This window comes from Pseudoduganella sp. UC29_106 (genome assembly GCF_044055365.1).
Classification (GTDB): Bacteria; Pseudomonadota; Gammaproteobacteria; order Burkholderiales; family Burkholderiaceae_D; genus Rugamonas.
This window is the reverse complement of record NZ_CP171977.1, coordinates 2,647,083-2,660,722: the sequence shown is the minus strand read 5'-3', so window position 1 is coordinate 2,660,722 and position 13,640 is coordinate 2,647,083. Positions and strand designations below refer to the sequence as shown.

12 protein-coding genes, 3 tRNA genes and 3 pseudogenes are annotated in these 13,640 nt (G+C 63.2%); 12 read left to right on the top strand and 6 right to left on the bottom strand.

The window, feature by feature from the left end; all coding sequences use genetic code 11:
- The first annotated feature begins 40 nt into the window (after positions 1 to 40).
- The 3 genes from ACHMW6_RS13780 to ACHMW6_RS13770 are packed head-to-tail and all read left to right on the top strand — an operon-like array spanning position 41 to position 1,989.
- On the top strand, positions 41 to 727 hold the full coding sequence (locus ACHMW6_RS13780; protein ID WP_395407655.1) for a response regulator transcription factor: 687 nt from the start codon (positions 41 to 43) through the stop codon (positions 725 to 727).
- On the top strand, positions 717 to 1,595 hold the full coding sequence (locus tag ACHMW6_RS13775) for a histidine kinase dimerization/phospho-acceptor domain-containing protein (protein ID WP_395407654.1): 879 nt from the start codon (positions 717 to 719) through the stop codon (positions 1,593 to 1,595). Before ACHMW6_RS13780 ends, ACHMW6_RS13775 begins: the two co-directional genes overlap by 11 nt.
- Positions 1,507 to 1,989 (top strand): sensor histidine kinase, encoded by a 483-nt coding sequence (locus ACHMW6_RS13770; RefSeq protein ID WP_395407653.1) that lies wholly within the window; start codon positions 1,507 to 1,509, stop codon positions 1,987 to 1,989. The genes ACHMW6_RS13775 and ACHMW6_RS13770 overlap by 89 nt, the downstream gene beginning before the upstream one ends.
- Here the strand turns inward: ACHMW6_RS13770 and ACHMW6_RS13765 are convergent.
- Positions 1,982 to 2,928: pseudogene (locus ACHMW6_RS13765) on the bottom strand (D-2-hydroxyacid dehydrogenase). The gene ACHMW6_RS13770 and the pseudogene ACHMW6_RS13765 overlap by 8 nt on opposite strands.
- Positions 2,925 to 3,878 (bottom strand): LysR substrate-binding domain-containing protein, encoded by a 954-nt coding sequence (locus ACHMW6_RS13760; protein WP_395407652.1) that lies wholly within the window; start codon positions 3,876 to 3,878, stop codon positions 2,925 to 2,927. Before ACHMW6_RS13760 ends, ACHMW6_RS13765 begins: the two are co-directional and overlap by 4 nt.
- Positions 3,879 to 4,050: 172 nt before the next feature.
- Between ACHMW6_RS13760 and ACHMW6_RS13755 the strand changes: the two genes are divergently transcribed.
- The 8 genes and pseudogenes from ACHMW6_RS13755 (at position 4,051) to ACHMW6_RS13720 (ending at position 11,508) form a co-directional block, all read left to right on the top strand.
- A complete protein-coding gene (locus tag ACHMW6_RS13755; protein ID WP_395407651.1) occupies positions 4,051 to 4,260 on the top strand; it encodes a hypothetical protein in 210 nt (69 codons plus the stop codon).
- Positions 4,257 to 4,948: pseudogene (locus ACHMW6_RS13750) on the top strand (alpha/beta hydrolase); the annotation flags it as partial. The gene ACHMW6_RS13755 and the pseudogene ACHMW6_RS13750, both read left to right, overlap by 4 nt.
- Before the next feature lie 48 nt (positions 4,949 to 4,996).
- On the top strand, positions 4,997 to 5,119 hold the full coding sequence (locus ACHMW6_RS13745; protein WP_395408816.1) for a hypothetical protein: 123 nt from the start codon (positions 4,997 to 4,999) through the stop codon (positions 5,117 to 5,119).
- Positions 5,120 to 5,316: 197 nt separating this feature from the next.
- A pseudogene (locus ACHMW6_RS13740) lies at positions 5,317 to 6,569 on the top strand (efflux RND transporter periplasmic adaptor subunit).
- A gap of 6 nt (positions 6,570 to 6,575) precedes the next feature.
- On the top strand, positions 6,576 to 9,755 hold the full coding sequence (locus tag ACHMW6_RS13735) for an efflux RND transporter permease subunit (protein WP_395407650.1): 3,180 nt from the start codon (positions 6,576 to 6,578) through the stop codon (positions 9,753 to 9,755).
- Positions 9,755 to 10,003: a hypothetical protein gene (locus tag ACHMW6_RS13730; protein WP_395407649.1), complete on the top strand. Its 249-nt coding sequence runs from the start codon at positions 9,755 to 9,757 to the stop codon at positions 10,001 to 10,003. Before ACHMW6_RS13735 ends, ACHMW6_RS13730 begins: the two co-directional genes overlap by 1 nt.
- Positions 9,909 to 11,246, top strand: coding sequence for an efflux transporter outer membrane subunit (locus ACHMW6_RS13725; RefSeq protein ID WP_395408607.1), 1,338 nt, complete (start codon positions 9,909 to 9,911; stop codon positions 11,244 to 11,246). Before ACHMW6_RS13730 ends, ACHMW6_RS13725 begins: the two co-directional genes overlap by 95 nt.
- A gap of 97 nt (positions 11,247 to 11,343) precedes the next feature.
- On the top strand, positions 11,344 to 11,508 hold the full coding sequence (locus tag ACHMW6_RS13720) for a hypothetical protein (RefSeq protein ID WP_395407648.1): 165 nt from the start codon (positions 11,344 to 11,346) through the stop codon (positions 11,506 to 11,508).
- Here ACHMW6_RS13720 and ACHMW6_RS13715 read toward each other — a convergent pair.
- From ACHMW6_RS13715 to ACHMW6_RS13700, 4 genes are all read right to left on the bottom strand, one after another.
- Entirely contained in the window at positions 11,505 to 11,774 is a 270-nt protein-coding gene (locus ACHMW6_RS13715) for a hypothetical protein (protein ID WP_395407647.1), read from the bottom strand. The two genes, ACHMW6_RS13720 and ACHMW6_RS13715, sit on opposite strands and share 4 nt — an antisense overlap.
- Positions 11,775 to 11,948: 174 nt before the next feature.
- Positions 11,949 to 12,025: transfer RNA gene (locus tag ACHMW6_RS13710), tRNA-Arg, on the bottom strand.
- Positions 12,026 to 12,079: 54 nt separating this feature from the next.
- Positions 12,080 to 12,156 (bottom strand) — tRNA-Arg (locus ACHMW6_RS13705).
- 56 nt (positions 12,157 to 12,212) lie between these two features.
- Positions 12,213 to 12,289 (bottom strand) — tRNA-Arg (locus ACHMW6_RS13700).
- A 429-nt stretch (positions 12,290 to 12,718) separates the two neighbouring features.
- On the opposite strand from ACHMW6_RS13700, the gene ACHMW6_RS13695 reads away from it, so the two are divergent.
- The gene (locus tag ACHMW6_RS13695; protein ID WP_395407646.1) at positions 12,719 to 13,546 is read left to right on the top strand and encodes a response regulator; all 828 of its coding nucleotides are present in this window, start codon (positions 12,719 to 12,721) and stop codon (positions 13,544 to 13,546) included.
- Positions 13,547 to 13,640 lie beyond the last annotated feature (94 nt).

Below are 13,640 nucleotides of genomic sequence, written 5' to 3'. Positions count from 1 at the left end.
ATTACAATGTACTTGTGTTATCTCTGCCGCGGGAGAGGTCATGAAAGTCCTGATCATAGAAGACGACAACGTCATCGCCACGAACTTGTATGACTACCTGAAGAACCTGGGCTATGTGCCGGACCACGCGGGAACCGGCACACTTGGCCTGCGCATGGCGCAGAGCGAGCACTGGGATGCGATCCTGCTGGACATCTCCCTGCCCGGCATGGATGGCCTGACGCTGTGCCAAAAGCTGCGCCACGAGGGGCGCAGCGACACGCCGGTGCTGATGCTGACGGCCAGGGACACGCTGGACGACAAGCTGGAAGGCTTTGCGAATGGCGCGGACGACTACCTGGTCAAGCCCTTTTCGCTGAAGGAAGTCCACGCGCGGCTGGCGGCATTGATCAAGCGCTCGCGCGGCCGCGTCGTGCCATCGCATTTGCAGTCCGGCGACCTGACACTGGATCCCGCCACCCTGACCGTATGGCGGGCCGGGCGCCAGGTCAAGCTTCCGCCCAAGTGCCTGCGCCTGCTGCAAATCCTGATGGAATCGCCGGACCGGGTACATCGCCACGCGGACCTGGAAGCGGCGGTCTGGGGCGAAGCGCTGGATACGCGCACGCTGCGCACCCATTTGCACACGCTCAGGCGGGCCCTGACAGCCAACGGCGAACCGGACCCGATCGAAACCGTGCCCGGTTTCGGCTACAAGATGGCCGGCGAGGCTGCCCATGCCGCTTAGCCTGCGTCACAAACTGGCGCTGGGCATGTCGGCACTGGCGCTGCTGCTCCTGGCGCTGGAAGCCATCAGCGTGCGCGCCTTTGCCGAGGCCCATGAGGATGACTTTATCAACGGCGTAATCGCCGACGATATGCAGGAAGTGCTGCGCCAGTACAAGGAAGATCCCGCCCGGCTGCCGAAAGTGGACAAGCGCCTCGGGATGCGGCTTTCGCATGGCGTGGGGCAGCGGATCACTTTGCCGGATGAAGTGGGGAAGCTTGCCGACGGCACCCATGAAATCATCGTGGACGGCAAGGAAATACACGTGGCCATCACGCCGCTGGCCGGCACGCGCCTGATCCGCGTCTATGACTACAGCGTGTACGAAGCGCGCTTCAAGCGGGCGCTCAACCTGATCATGGGCGGCACGGCGGTCTTCGCCGCCCTCGGCGTCTGGTTTGCCTTCCGCCTTTCCGGTGTGCTGGTGCGGCAGATCACGCAGCTCGCCGGGCAGGTCAGGACCCTCGGTCTGCGCGCCGGCCAGCCCATCGATCCGACGCAATATGATGAGACCGAAGTGGCGCAGCTTGCCCGCAGCGTCAACGAATATCACGAACGGATGGACGTCATGGTTGAACGCGAAAAGCAGTTCACGGCCAACGTCAGCCATGAACTGCGCACGCCTCTGACCGCCATCAGCACGAGCTGCGAATTGCTGGTGGACGACGCGGCAATTGCGGGCAAATCCCGGGGTCCGGCTGAAGCAGATTGGACGCGCCGCCTCCAGCATCCGCGAACGCGTGGACGCCCTGCTCCTGCTGGCCCGCAGCGACACGCCCGCCGAAACGGAGCCGCTGCGCCTGACCGAAGTGCTGGGGGCGGTGATTGAGAGCGTGCCATCAAAAATCCCAGTGGAAAACAGTGTCGACCGCAGCGTCTGGGTCGAGGCCAACCGCTCGGCGTTGCGCATCGTGCTGGCCAACATTCTCGATAATGCCGTGCGCCACACGGAGCAGGGCCAGATCCGGCTTGGCCTGGAAAATCGCGAGCTGGTAGTGCAGGATTCCGGATGCGGCATCGATCCCGCCGCACTGCCCCATGTCTTTGACCGGTTTTACCGCGCGGGAAAGGATGGCGGCGCAGCGCATGGCTTTGGCCTCGGCCTGGCCATCGTCAAGGATATCTGCGACCACCACGGCTGGTCGATCCGTATCGCCAGCGAACCGGGCGTCGGCACCCGGATCATGCTCGGCCTCCCCTTCACGCCCACTATGGTCAGCTGACAAGGTTGGCGGGCTGCCCGCGCACGAAGGCTTCGATATTGCCGATCAGCTGGTCCGCCAGCCTCTGCATGGCCTGGCCGCTGGCCCAGGCCGAATGCGGCGTGAGGATGAAGTTGGGCAGGCGCAGGTGGAGCAGCGGATTATCCCGGCGACGGCGGCTCCTTCGACAGCACGTCGAAGCCGGCGCCGGCGATCACGCCGCGGCGCAGCGCATCGGCCAGTGCGGCTTCGTCGACCAGGCCGCCGCGCGCGCGTGTTGACCAGGATGGCGCTGGCCTTCATGCGCGCCAGTTCAGCCGTGCCAATGATGTTGCGGGTGGCGTCGGTCAATGGCGCGTGCAGGCTGAGGACATCGGACGTTTCCAGCAACTCGTCCAGCGACACATTCAGCTCCCCCTCGACGGGCGTGCGCGTGTGAACGGCGACCTCCATGCCGAAGGCGCGGCCCAGCGCTGCCACCTGCTGCCCCAGCGCGCCAAAGCCCAGCAGGCCGAGACGGCTGCCGTGCAGGTCGCGGATCGGATGGTGGAAAAGGCAGAAGCGGTCAGCCTTTTCCCACAGCCCCGCTTCGATGTCGGCGCGGTAGGCCAGCAGTTGGCGGCGCAGCGCGAGAATCAGGGCAAACGTGTGCTCGGGCACGGTGGCGTGGGCATAGCCGCGGATATTCGATACGACAATGGCGCGTTCGCGCGCCGCCGCCAGATCCACGTTATCGGTGCCGGTGGCTGCCACAGCAATCATCTTCAGCCCCGGCAGCTGGGCAATCGTCTCCGCCCGCACCGGCACCTTGTTCGTGATGGCGATGGTGGCGCCGCGCAGGCGCTCGGCAACCTGCGCGCCGGCGGTGGCCGGATACTCGGCCCATTCATGTTCGAAGGCCGGGCGGCGGATGTCGGCGATGATGCTGTCTCGGTCCAGGAAAACGATGCGGTGGGTCATACGATAGCCTCAAAGGATGCGGGTTGCGGGGCCGCCAGCGGACGCAGGCGCATGGCGGGATGGGTGGAAAACAGGTCGGCCACCCATTCGACAAAGACGCGCACCTTGGCGGACAGGTGGCGGTTCTGCGGATAGACCACATGGACGGGAATCGAATCCGTGGTCCAGTCCTGCATGATCGGCACCAGGCGCCCGCTGGCCATGTACTGGCGCACCTGGAAATCGGCCAGCAGGAGCACGCCCAGTCCGGCCAGCCCCGCCTGCAGGTAGGAGTTGGAGTCGTTCAGCGCGATCGCGCCGGGCAGCGGCATCTCGATACGCTCCCCATCCTTGCTGAAGTCCCAGGGATAGATCTTGCCCGTCTTGCCGGAGAAATAGTTCACGCAGCGGTGGCGCTCCAGTTCGCGCGGATGCATGGGCGTGCCGTATTGCTCTAGATAGGAAGGGGCGGCGCAGGCCTGGAAGCTCATGATGCCAACGCGGCGCGCAATCAGGCTGGAATTGCTCAGCTGGCCGGCGCGGATGGCGCAATCGACGCCCTCCTCCACCAAATCCACCAGGCGGTCGCTGCTGCCCAGTTCCAGTGTAATGTCCGGATAGCGTTCGAAAAAGTCCGGCAGCGCCGGCACCAGGATATCGCCGGAAAGGCCGGTCGGCGCATCAACCCGCAGCCGGCCGCTCGGCGCCAGGCGGGTGCGCGAGATCGATTCCTCGGCATCTTTCACATCGGCCAGGATGCGCAGGCAGCGTTCGTAATAGGCGGCTCCATCCGCCGTCACGCTCACCTGGCGGGTGGTGCGGTGCAGCAGCTTGACCGACAGCGCAGCCTCCAGCGAGGCGACAAGAGTGGACACGGTCGCCTTCGGCAATTGCAGGGCTTCGGCGGCGCGCGTGAAGCCGCCCGCATCGACCACCTGCACAAAGACTTCCATCGCTTGCAGTTTATTCATGAGTACGCCCTATTGTTCGAGATTCTGAACAATCAATTCGTCATTGCGGTATTTATCACATTCTAGTAGAAGTTTATGATTCACGTACTGCAGCAAAAAAGGATGCTTGACCTTCACCCGATGGGAAAGATTACAGTGGGTTGCAGTGGGAACATTTACTAAGGAGCTTGTCATGGGAACGCGGGATGGGATTTTTGCACTGTTGGCTATTGCGCTCAGCGCGCTTGCGCTGGCGGGCATGATCTACACCGATGAATATTCGAGCGCTGCGCGAGCTGAAGCCCGCGGCGTGGCGGCATTCACCCATGTCGTCCTGAGCGATACCAGCGCTTCCGCTGACCTGGCCATGACGGCGTCCGCGCCGGAGGCGGTACAACGATGACCGCCGTGCAGCAGACCACGCCGGAATTCGCGCCGGACCTGAAGATCCGCGATATTGAAGTGCGCGGCGCCCAGGGGCCGCTGGCTGCCCGCCTGTATATGTCCGGCGAGGCCAGCCTCAAGCGCGATACGCTGATCGTCTTCTTCCATGGCGGCGGCTTTGTCGGCGGCGACCTGGAAGAGGCGGACTCTTTCCTGCGCCACCTGGTCAGCTGCAACAAGAATCATGTGGTCCTGGCCTCGAATTACACCCTGGCGACCGTAAGTCCTTTCCCGGCCGCCGTGGAAGACGCCCACGCCGTGCTGCTGTGGGCCAAGAAGAACAAGACCAAGCTTGCCTGGAACGGTAAGCGCATGCTGACTGCCGGCATCGAAGCCGGCGCCAACCTGGCCGCGGTGACGACGCTGATGTCGCGCGACCGCGGCGGCCCGCCGCTGGCCGGCCAGATCCTGATCATGCCGATGCTGGACCCGGGCCTCTCCACCGGTTCCATGCGCGAGATGCCGAACTGTGCCGTGAAGGCCCAGATGGCCGAGAGCTGTGCCGCGGCCTACCGCGGCTACCTGCCGAACGCCGCCGACCGTACCCACCCGTACGCCTCGCCGCTGCAATCGAGCCGGCTCAAGAACCTTCCCCGGCCCTCATCCTGTCCGCCGAGGACGACCCATTACGCGACGAAGCTGAACAATACGGCGCCAAGCTGATCTCTTGTGGAATCAAGACGACGGTGCGGCGCATGCCTGCGGTACCTCTGCCCGACCAGGAGGCCCGCAACGAATGTGCCTGCAAGGTGTTCGCCCTGCAGGAAATGGCCGGATTCATCAATGGCCTCGATGGGACGGAGAACCCACCGGCTTGAATGACAGCATAAATATACATAAACGTTTACATATTGTCGGGCCGGCAGTATATTTTGTAAACGATCTAGTTTCCATAAAGCAGTTCTATAAAAAAATGTGCCTGTGAAGGCGCAGGGGCCGTTGCATTCCTACGTTCTGGTGCGAACGAGCGGCGCCGCCATCTCTATTAGTTATTTTCATACAAAGGGGTTAAGAAATGAAAAACACGAAACAACTAACGACTCTGGCGCGGCCGCTGGTCGCCGCGCTGGCAGTCGGTGGACTGGCGGCAGCCATCCTTGCAGGCTGCGACAATGCCAACAGCAAACCGCAACAGGCGCCGGCCGCCGGCGGTCCTCCGATTTCCGCCGCCATCGTGGTGCAGAAATCCGTGATCGAAACCCAGGAATTCTCCGGCCGCCTGGAAGCCATCGACCGCGTCGAAATCCGTCCACGCGTCTCGGGCTTCATCACTGCCGTGAACTTCAAGCCGGGCAGCGAAGTGAAGAAAGGCGAGGTCCTGTTCGTGATCGATTCGCGTCCTTTCAAGGCTGAAGCCGACCGCGCCGAAGCGGCTGCCAACTCGGCCCGCGCCAAGGCCGACCTGGCCCGCCTGGAACTGACCCGCGCCGAAAAGCTGCTGGCCGATAAAGCCATCGCCCAGCGCGAGTTCGACGAGCGCGCCTCGGCCCTGAAGGAACTGGACGCCACCGCCCGCGCCGCCACCGCAGCCTATGAAGCGGCCAAGCTGAATCTGACTTATACGAATGTGGTCTCGCCGATCGATGGCCGCGTGTCGAAAGCGGAAATCACCCTCGGCAACCTGGTGGACCAGAGCGCCGTGCTGACTTCCGTGGTGTCGCTGGACCGCATCTACGCCAGCTTCGACGGTGATGAATCGACCTATCTGCGCGTGGGCGCACTGGCGCACAAAGGCCAGCCTGCCACCGTGAAGATCGGCCTGGCCAACGAGGAAGGCTTCCCGCACGAGGGCAAGCTGGAATTCGTCGACAACCAGCTCGACACCCGCACCGGCTCCGTGCGCATGCGCGCCACCTTCGAGAACAGGGACCGCTCCCTGGCGCCCGGCCTGTTCGCCCGTGTATCGCTGGGCGGCGGCGAAGCGAAGGCCGATTCCCTGCTGATCAATGAACGCGCCATCGGCACGGACCAGAACCGCAAGTTCGTGTTCGTGGTCGGCGCCGACAGCAAAGCCGAATACCGTCCGGTCAAGCTGGGCCCGATCATCGACGGCCTGCGCGTGGTGCGCGATGGCCTGAAGCCGGGCGAGAAGATCGTCGTGAACGGCCTGCAGCGCGTCGTCCTGGCGCGCCGGTGACGGCGGAAACCGTGTCCATGGACTTCGATCCGGCCGCAGCGGCTGCCAAGCAGGAACCGAAACAAGAACAGAAGAAAGACGCCAAGATCGCCAAGGCTGATGAAGCCAAGGCCGGCACTTCGAAGGAATAACCTACAATGAATTTCTCACGCTTTTTTGTCGATAAGCCGATTTTCGCGGCGGTCTTATCGATCGTGATTTTCGTGGCGGGCTTGATCTCCATCTTCAAGCTCCCTATTTCCGAGTACCCTGACGTGGTGCCGCCATCGGTGGTGGTGCGCGCGCAATACCCCGGTGCGAACCCGAAGGTGATTGCGGAAACCGTGGCTTCGCCGATCGAGGAACAGATCAACGGCGTGGAGAACATGCTGTACATGTCCTCGCAGAACACGTCCGACGGCGCCATGCAGCTGACCGTGACTTTCGCCATCGGCACCAATGTCGAACAGGCGGAAACCGCGGTGCAGAACCGTGTGCAGCGCGCGCTGCCGCGCCTGCCGGAAGAGGTGCGCCAGATCGGTGTGACCACCGTGAAGAGCTCGCCCAACCTGACCATGGTGGTGCACCTGAAGTCGCCGGACGGCCGCTACGACGACCTGTACCTGCGTAACTACGCGGTGCTGAACATCAAGGACCAGCTGGCCCGCATCCATGGCATGGGTGACGTGCAGCTGTTCGGTTCCGGCGACTATGCCATGCGCATCTGGCTCGACCCGCAGAAAGTCGCTGCGCGCAACCTGACTGCCAGCGATGTGGTGAACGCCATCCGCGAACAGAACGTGCAGGTGGCGGCAGGTGTGATCGGCCAGGGTCCGGCAAAGGATGCCGACTTCCAGCTGACCGTGAACACCCAGGGCCGTCTGAGCACTGTCGAGGAATTCGGCGACATCGTCATCAAGACCAACGCCGACGGCGCCGTGACCCGCCTGAGCGATGTGGCGCGCCTGGAGATGGGCTCCAACTCCTACGCCCTGCGTTCGCTGCTGAACAACAAGGCCGCGGTGGCGATCCCGATCTTCGAAGCACCGAACGCCAATGCGCTGCAGCTGTCGAAAGACGTGCGCGCCAAGATGGCCGAGCTGTCGAAAGACTTCCCGCAAGGCGTCGAATACGAAATCGTGTACGACCCGACGCAATTCGTGCGCGAGTCCATCGACTCCGTGATCCACACCCTGCTGGAAGCGGTGATCCTGGTGGCCCTGGTGGTGATCGTGTTCCTGCAGACCTGGCGCGCTTCCATCATCCCGCTGCTGGCGGTGCCGGTGTCCATCGTGGGTACCTTCGCCGTGATGATTGCCTTCGGCTTCTCGATCAACACGCTGTCGCTGTTCGGCCTTGTGCTGGCCATCGGTATTGTGGTGGACGATGCGATCGTGGTGGTGGAAAACGTCGAGCGTAATATCGGCAACGGCCTGTCGCCGCGCGATGCAACGATCCAGGCGATGAAGGAAGTGTCCGGCCCGATTATCGCCATTGCGCTGGTGCTGTGCGCCGTGTTCGTGCCGATCGCCTTCGTCTCCGGCCTGACCGGCCAGTTCTACCGCCAGTTCGCGCTGACCATCGCGATTTCGACCGTGATCTCGGCATTCAGCTCGCTGACCCTGGCCCCTGCCCTGTCGGCGGCCCTGCTGAAAGGCCACGACGCGCCGAAAGATGCGCTGACCAAGGTCATGGACAAGGTCTTCGGCCGCTTCTTCACCGTTTTCAACAAGTTCTTCGGCCGTGCTTCGCACAGCTATGAGACGGGCGTGAAGGGTGTGCTGCGCCGCAAGAGCGCTTCGCTGGTGGTGTACGCACTGCTGTCGGTGGCCGGCGTGTTCATGTTCAAGGCCGTGCCGCCAGGCTTCGTGCCGCCGCAGGACAAGGGCTACCTGATCGGCTTTACCCAGCTGCCGGATGCCGCCTCGCTGGACCGCACCGACAACGTGATCCGCCAGATGTCCGACATCATCAAGGAAATCCCGGGCGTGCAGAACTCGATCTCGTTCACCGGCCTGTCCGTGGTGGGCTTCACCAATGCGCCGAACTCCGGCATCGTGTTCCCCGGCCTGCAGCCGTTCGATGAGCGCAAGAGCGCCGACAAGTCGGCCGGCGCCATCACCGGCGAAATCAACAAGCGCATGGGCGCCGTGCAGGATGCCTTCGTGCTGGCGCTGCCTCCGCCGCCAGTCAATGGCCTGGGCACCACCGGCGGCTTCAAGCTGATGATCGAAGACCGCGGCAACCTGGGTTACGAAGAGCTGTACAAGGCCGTGCAGGCGCTGCAGATGAAAGCCTGGGCAACCCCTGAACTGCAGGGCGTGTTCTCCAGCTACCAGATCAATGTGCCGCAGCTGTTCGCGGACGTCGATCGCGTCAAGGCCAAGCAGCTTGGCGTGCCGCTGCAGACGATCTACCAGACCTTGCAGATCAACCTCGGCTCGCTGTATGTGAACGACTTCAACCAGTTCGGCCGCACCTACCAGGTGCGCGTGCAGGCTGACGCGCAGTTCCGTTCGCAGGCGCAGCAGATCGCACAGCTGAAGGTACGCAACGACAAGGGCGAGATGATTCCGCTGTCGTCCCTGATGCGCGTGAAGGATTCCTATGGTCCGGACCGCGTCCAGCGCTACAACAATTTCGTGGCGGCCGAGCTGAATGGCGGCCCGGCGCCGGGCGTCTCGTCCGGCCAGGCGCAGGCCATCATGGAAAAACTGGCGGCCGAGACCCTGCCGAAGGGCATCACCTTCGAGTGGACCGAGCTGACCTACCAGGACATCCTGGCCGGCAACACCATGATCTATGTGTTCCCGCTGTGCGTGCTGCTGGTGTTCCTGGTGCTCGCTGCGCAGTACGAGAGCTGGACCCTGCCGCTGGCGGTGATCCTGATCGTGCCGATGTCCATCCTGTGCGCCCTGATCGGCGTGAAGGTGACCGGCGGCGACAACAACATCTTCACCCAGATCGCGCTGTTCGTGCTGGTGGGGCTGGCGTCGAAGAATGCGATCCTGATCGTGGAGTTTGCGCGTGAACTGGAAGACCATGGCCGCTCGATCGTGGAAGCTGCGCTGGAGGCTTGCCGCCTGCGTCTGCGTCCGATCCTGATGACCTCCATCGCCTTCATCATGGGTGTGCTGCCTCTGGTGTTCTCCAGCGGTGCAGGTGCGGAAATGCGCCACGCGATGGGTGTGGCGGTGTTCGCCGGCATGCTGGGCGTGACCTTCTTCGGTCTGTTCCTTACGCCAGTGTTCTACGTCCTGCTGCGCACGCTGGCCAAGCGTTTTGAGAAGAAATCCCCGGCGGCCGAACCGGTCGCCCAACTGGAAGGGACCCACTAATGAAACAGATGATTGCAAAAGGCGTGGCCCCGCTGCTGGCAGCATTGCTGCTGACGGCCTGCGGCGCCCCCGCCTTCAAGCAACCGGTGATCGAGACCCCGGTTGCGTTCGAGGAATCGCAGTCGAGCACCGCACCGGCAGGCGTGGTGACGGCTGCGGACGGTACCCGCTGGAAGCAGGCGCAAGCCGCGGAACAGCAACCCGCGCGGCGAGTGGTGGCTGGCGTTCAGCGATCCGGCCCTCAATGAGCTGATCGCCGAAGCGACCCGCGCCAACGCCAACCTGGCCGTGGCCGCGGCCCGCGTCAAGCAGGCCCGCGCCATCGCCGGCATCGCCGAAGCGGACCGCATTCCGCAAATCGGCATCGGCGTGGGCGCCCAGCGCGGCCAGCAGTCGCCGACGGAGCTGGGCCTGCCGGCCGGCAGCAATGTGTCGCCGTCCACCGCCTACCAGGCGCGCCTGACGGCGAGCTATGAGGTGGACCTGTTCGGCCGCGTGTCGTCCAATGTGGCGGCGGCGCGCAACGATGCGTCCACGGTGGAAGCGAATTACCGCTCCGTGCTGCTGGCCCTGCAGGCTGACGTGGCGCAGACCTACTTCCGCCTGCGCGCCACCGACGCGGAACTGGTCACGCTGGAGCGCACCGTGCAACTGCGCGAAGAGAATGTGAAGGTGAACCAGCGCCGCTTCGACCTGGGCGATATCGGCGAGTTCGACCTGTCGCGTGCGAAGACGGAGCTGTCCACCACGCGCGCCGAAGCGATCGGCCTGCAGCGCCAGCGCGTGACGACCGAGCATGCACTGGCGGTCCTGCTGGGCAAGCCGGCGGCCTCGTATTCGGCCGGTCCGAGCCCGCTGCAGGATTCGTCCCTGCTGCCTGCGATCCCGGCCGGCATGCCTTCGTCGCTGCTGGAGCGCCGCCCCGATATCGCGGCGGCGCAGAAGACGATGGAAGCGTCCAATGCCCGCATTGGCGTGGCGCGCGCGGCCATGTTCCCGGCGCTGACCCTCAATGCGGCCGGCGGCGGCGTGGCGGGCACGTTCTCGGATGTGTTCAAGATCAGCAGCCGTTCCTGGCTGCTGGGCGCCCTGCTCTCCGCGCCGCTGATCGACGGTGGCCGCAACAGCGCCAACGTGCGCCGCAGCGAAGCCGCGCTGGAAGAGTCGGTCGCGTCGTACCGCCAGTCGGTGCTGGTGGCTTTCGCGGAAGTGGAAGACAACCTGGCCGGCCTGCGCATCCTGGGCGGCCAGACCACCCAGATCGACGAGGCGCTGGTGTCGGCACGTCGTTCGGCCGAGCTGGCGCAGAAGCTGTACGACGCGGGCCGCTCCAGCTATCTGGACCTGCTCGACGCCCAGCGCAACCTGGCTGCGGTTGAGCGCTCCGCCGTGCAGCTGCGCGGCAACCGCGCCGTGACTACGGTCGCGCTGATCCGCTCGCTGGGCGGCGGCTGGGATGCCGCGGCCAGCAATGCCCAGGCCAGCAATTAAAAGTTTTCCCGGTAGTTGATTGCCCCTCAACGGCGTCCTTTGGGACGCCGTCTTTTTTTGTGCCGGGCTAAAGTGGGGTCTTTGCGGAGGCTGGCATATGGACCCGAAAATGAACCCCGGCGATGAGGCCGCACCCGGCACGCCCGGCAGCGGCGAAGGGATCTGCCCCGTCTGCAGCGGCAGCGGCAAGACACCTGACGGCAAGGAATGCCCCGACTGCGGCGGCACCGGCCGCATTATTGAAGGTATCGGCGGCGGCTAGTTCGCCTGCCGCAGCAGAAAGTACAAGCCGCCATTAAGCGCGACCTGCACCGGAATCATGATGCCAATGAGGCGATTGAAGACTTGATTCAACTCGGCCTTTGTCACCATCGTCGCTTCGATGACCTTGAGCCGCGCAACGAATTCGATGCGAAATTCCTTGAATTCCTGCTCGAGCTTTTCAACGCGCGCGGTCAGCACGGCTACTTCCGCTTTAGTCGCGCAATCCTTTCGCAATTCATTTATCGCAGCGGCGACGTCGACCATTTGCCTCTCCAGCGCAGCTATTCGAAAATCCTGCTCCCCATCATTCGCCATGATCCCTCCCCGTCAAGCAAGCTCGGGGCATTGTGCGCGGGCGCGCGAGGCAGTGAGGTGACAGGGATCAAGGCGGAAAAGGAAAAAGGGTCCAGATCTCCCGATCTGAACCCTTTTCTTGTTTGGTGCGGCTGGCAGGAATCGAACCCACGACCCCTTGGTTCGTAGCCAAGTACTCTATCCAGCTGAGCTACAGCCGCTTAAACTTTTGTATAGCGGGCGACCCCGCTACTTACTGCATTTACTACACATTCTGGTGCGGCTGGCAGGAATCGAACCCACGACCCCTTGGTTCGTAGCCAAGTACTCTATCCAGCTGAGCTACAGCCGCTAAAAACTTCATTGTATAGCAGGCGACCCCGCTATTTACTGCATACTACAAAATTCTGGTGCGGCTGGCAGGAATCGAACCCACGACCCCTTGGTTCGTAGCCAAGTACTCTATCCAGCTGAGCTACAGCCGCTTAAGAAGCAGTATTATATCGTGTTCATTTCGCGTTGGAAAGCTTGATTTTTTCAACATCAAACTTGCCGGACATGCCAAAGCCCACGACTCCTGCTTTTCCTCCGTTGCGTCAGCAGCGAAAGGAGGCAAAATTATAGGGAGAACTTGCGCGCTTGTCCAGTGTGATTTGCCAGATTCTTTTTGCCGCCGGTTTTGCGACGCCCGGCGCGCACGAGTTGCCGAACGGACATTATTACTTCATTCATGAAACGAATGACTCATATCATGAATGAAAATTGGATTTAGTTGCCGCGCTGCAGCATCATTACACCTGTCTCCTCTATTCTCCTCCAAGAAAATAGACCTCAAGCCCGCCACATGGCGGGCTATTTTTTTGTCCGATGGTGTACGATTCCTCTTCCAGGGATAAAGCACAGGACACACGGCAATGGAGAGTATCGCCAGCGGCAACCAGGCGCTCGCGGACCAGGACTGGTCCCGCTGCGAGGCCGGCCCGCCCGAACACTGGCCGCCCACGCTGCGCCTCGCCGTGGACATCCTGCTCGACCTGCCCCTGCCCGCCGTCCTGATGTGGGGCCGCAAGCAAATCATGTTCATCAACGGCGCCTATGCGCACACAGCCGGCAGCAATGCCCTCAGCGTGCCGGGCGGCACTATCCCCCTGATGCCGCCCGCCGTCTGGAACTGGAACCCCGACGCCCTGGAGCAAGCCTGGCAAGGCCAGTCCCTGCGGTTCCCGTCCCAAGCCCTGAGCCTGTGGCGCGGCAGCGGCCCCGAAACGCGCAGCTTCGATCTCACCTACACCCCGCTGCGCGACGAGCGCGGCGCCGTGCAAGGCCTGCTGTGTACGCTCGCGCCGCCGTCCGCCGTGGCGGCACCGCTGGAACCGCAAGGCGATCCCATGCGCATTCTCGTGGTGGAAGACAATCTCGACGCTCAATACCTGGTGTGCGAAATGCTGCGCGCCTTCGGCCACACGGTCAATGCCGTGGCCCGCGCGGAAGATGCGCTGGCCACCCTGCAGCGCGAGGAATTCGATGTACTGTTCACCGATGTCAGCCTACCCGGCATGTCCGGCGTGGACCTGGCGCGCCAGGCGCTGCGCGAACGCCCGGCACTGCGCATCGTGTTTGCTTCCGGCTACAGCCAGGCCCTGACCAGCCAGCTGGAGTTTCCCGCCGTCTCGATGCAGAAGCCTTATGACATTGAACAATTGCAGCAAGCCCTGGCCCAGGTCGCGTCGGTCCAGCCCTGAGCTCCTTCCTTCGGGGCAACGGTGCTGCATCACTGTTGGTGGCAGCGCTACAATGATGGTGCGGCCCAACAAGTACCGCCGCTATAACGATTGC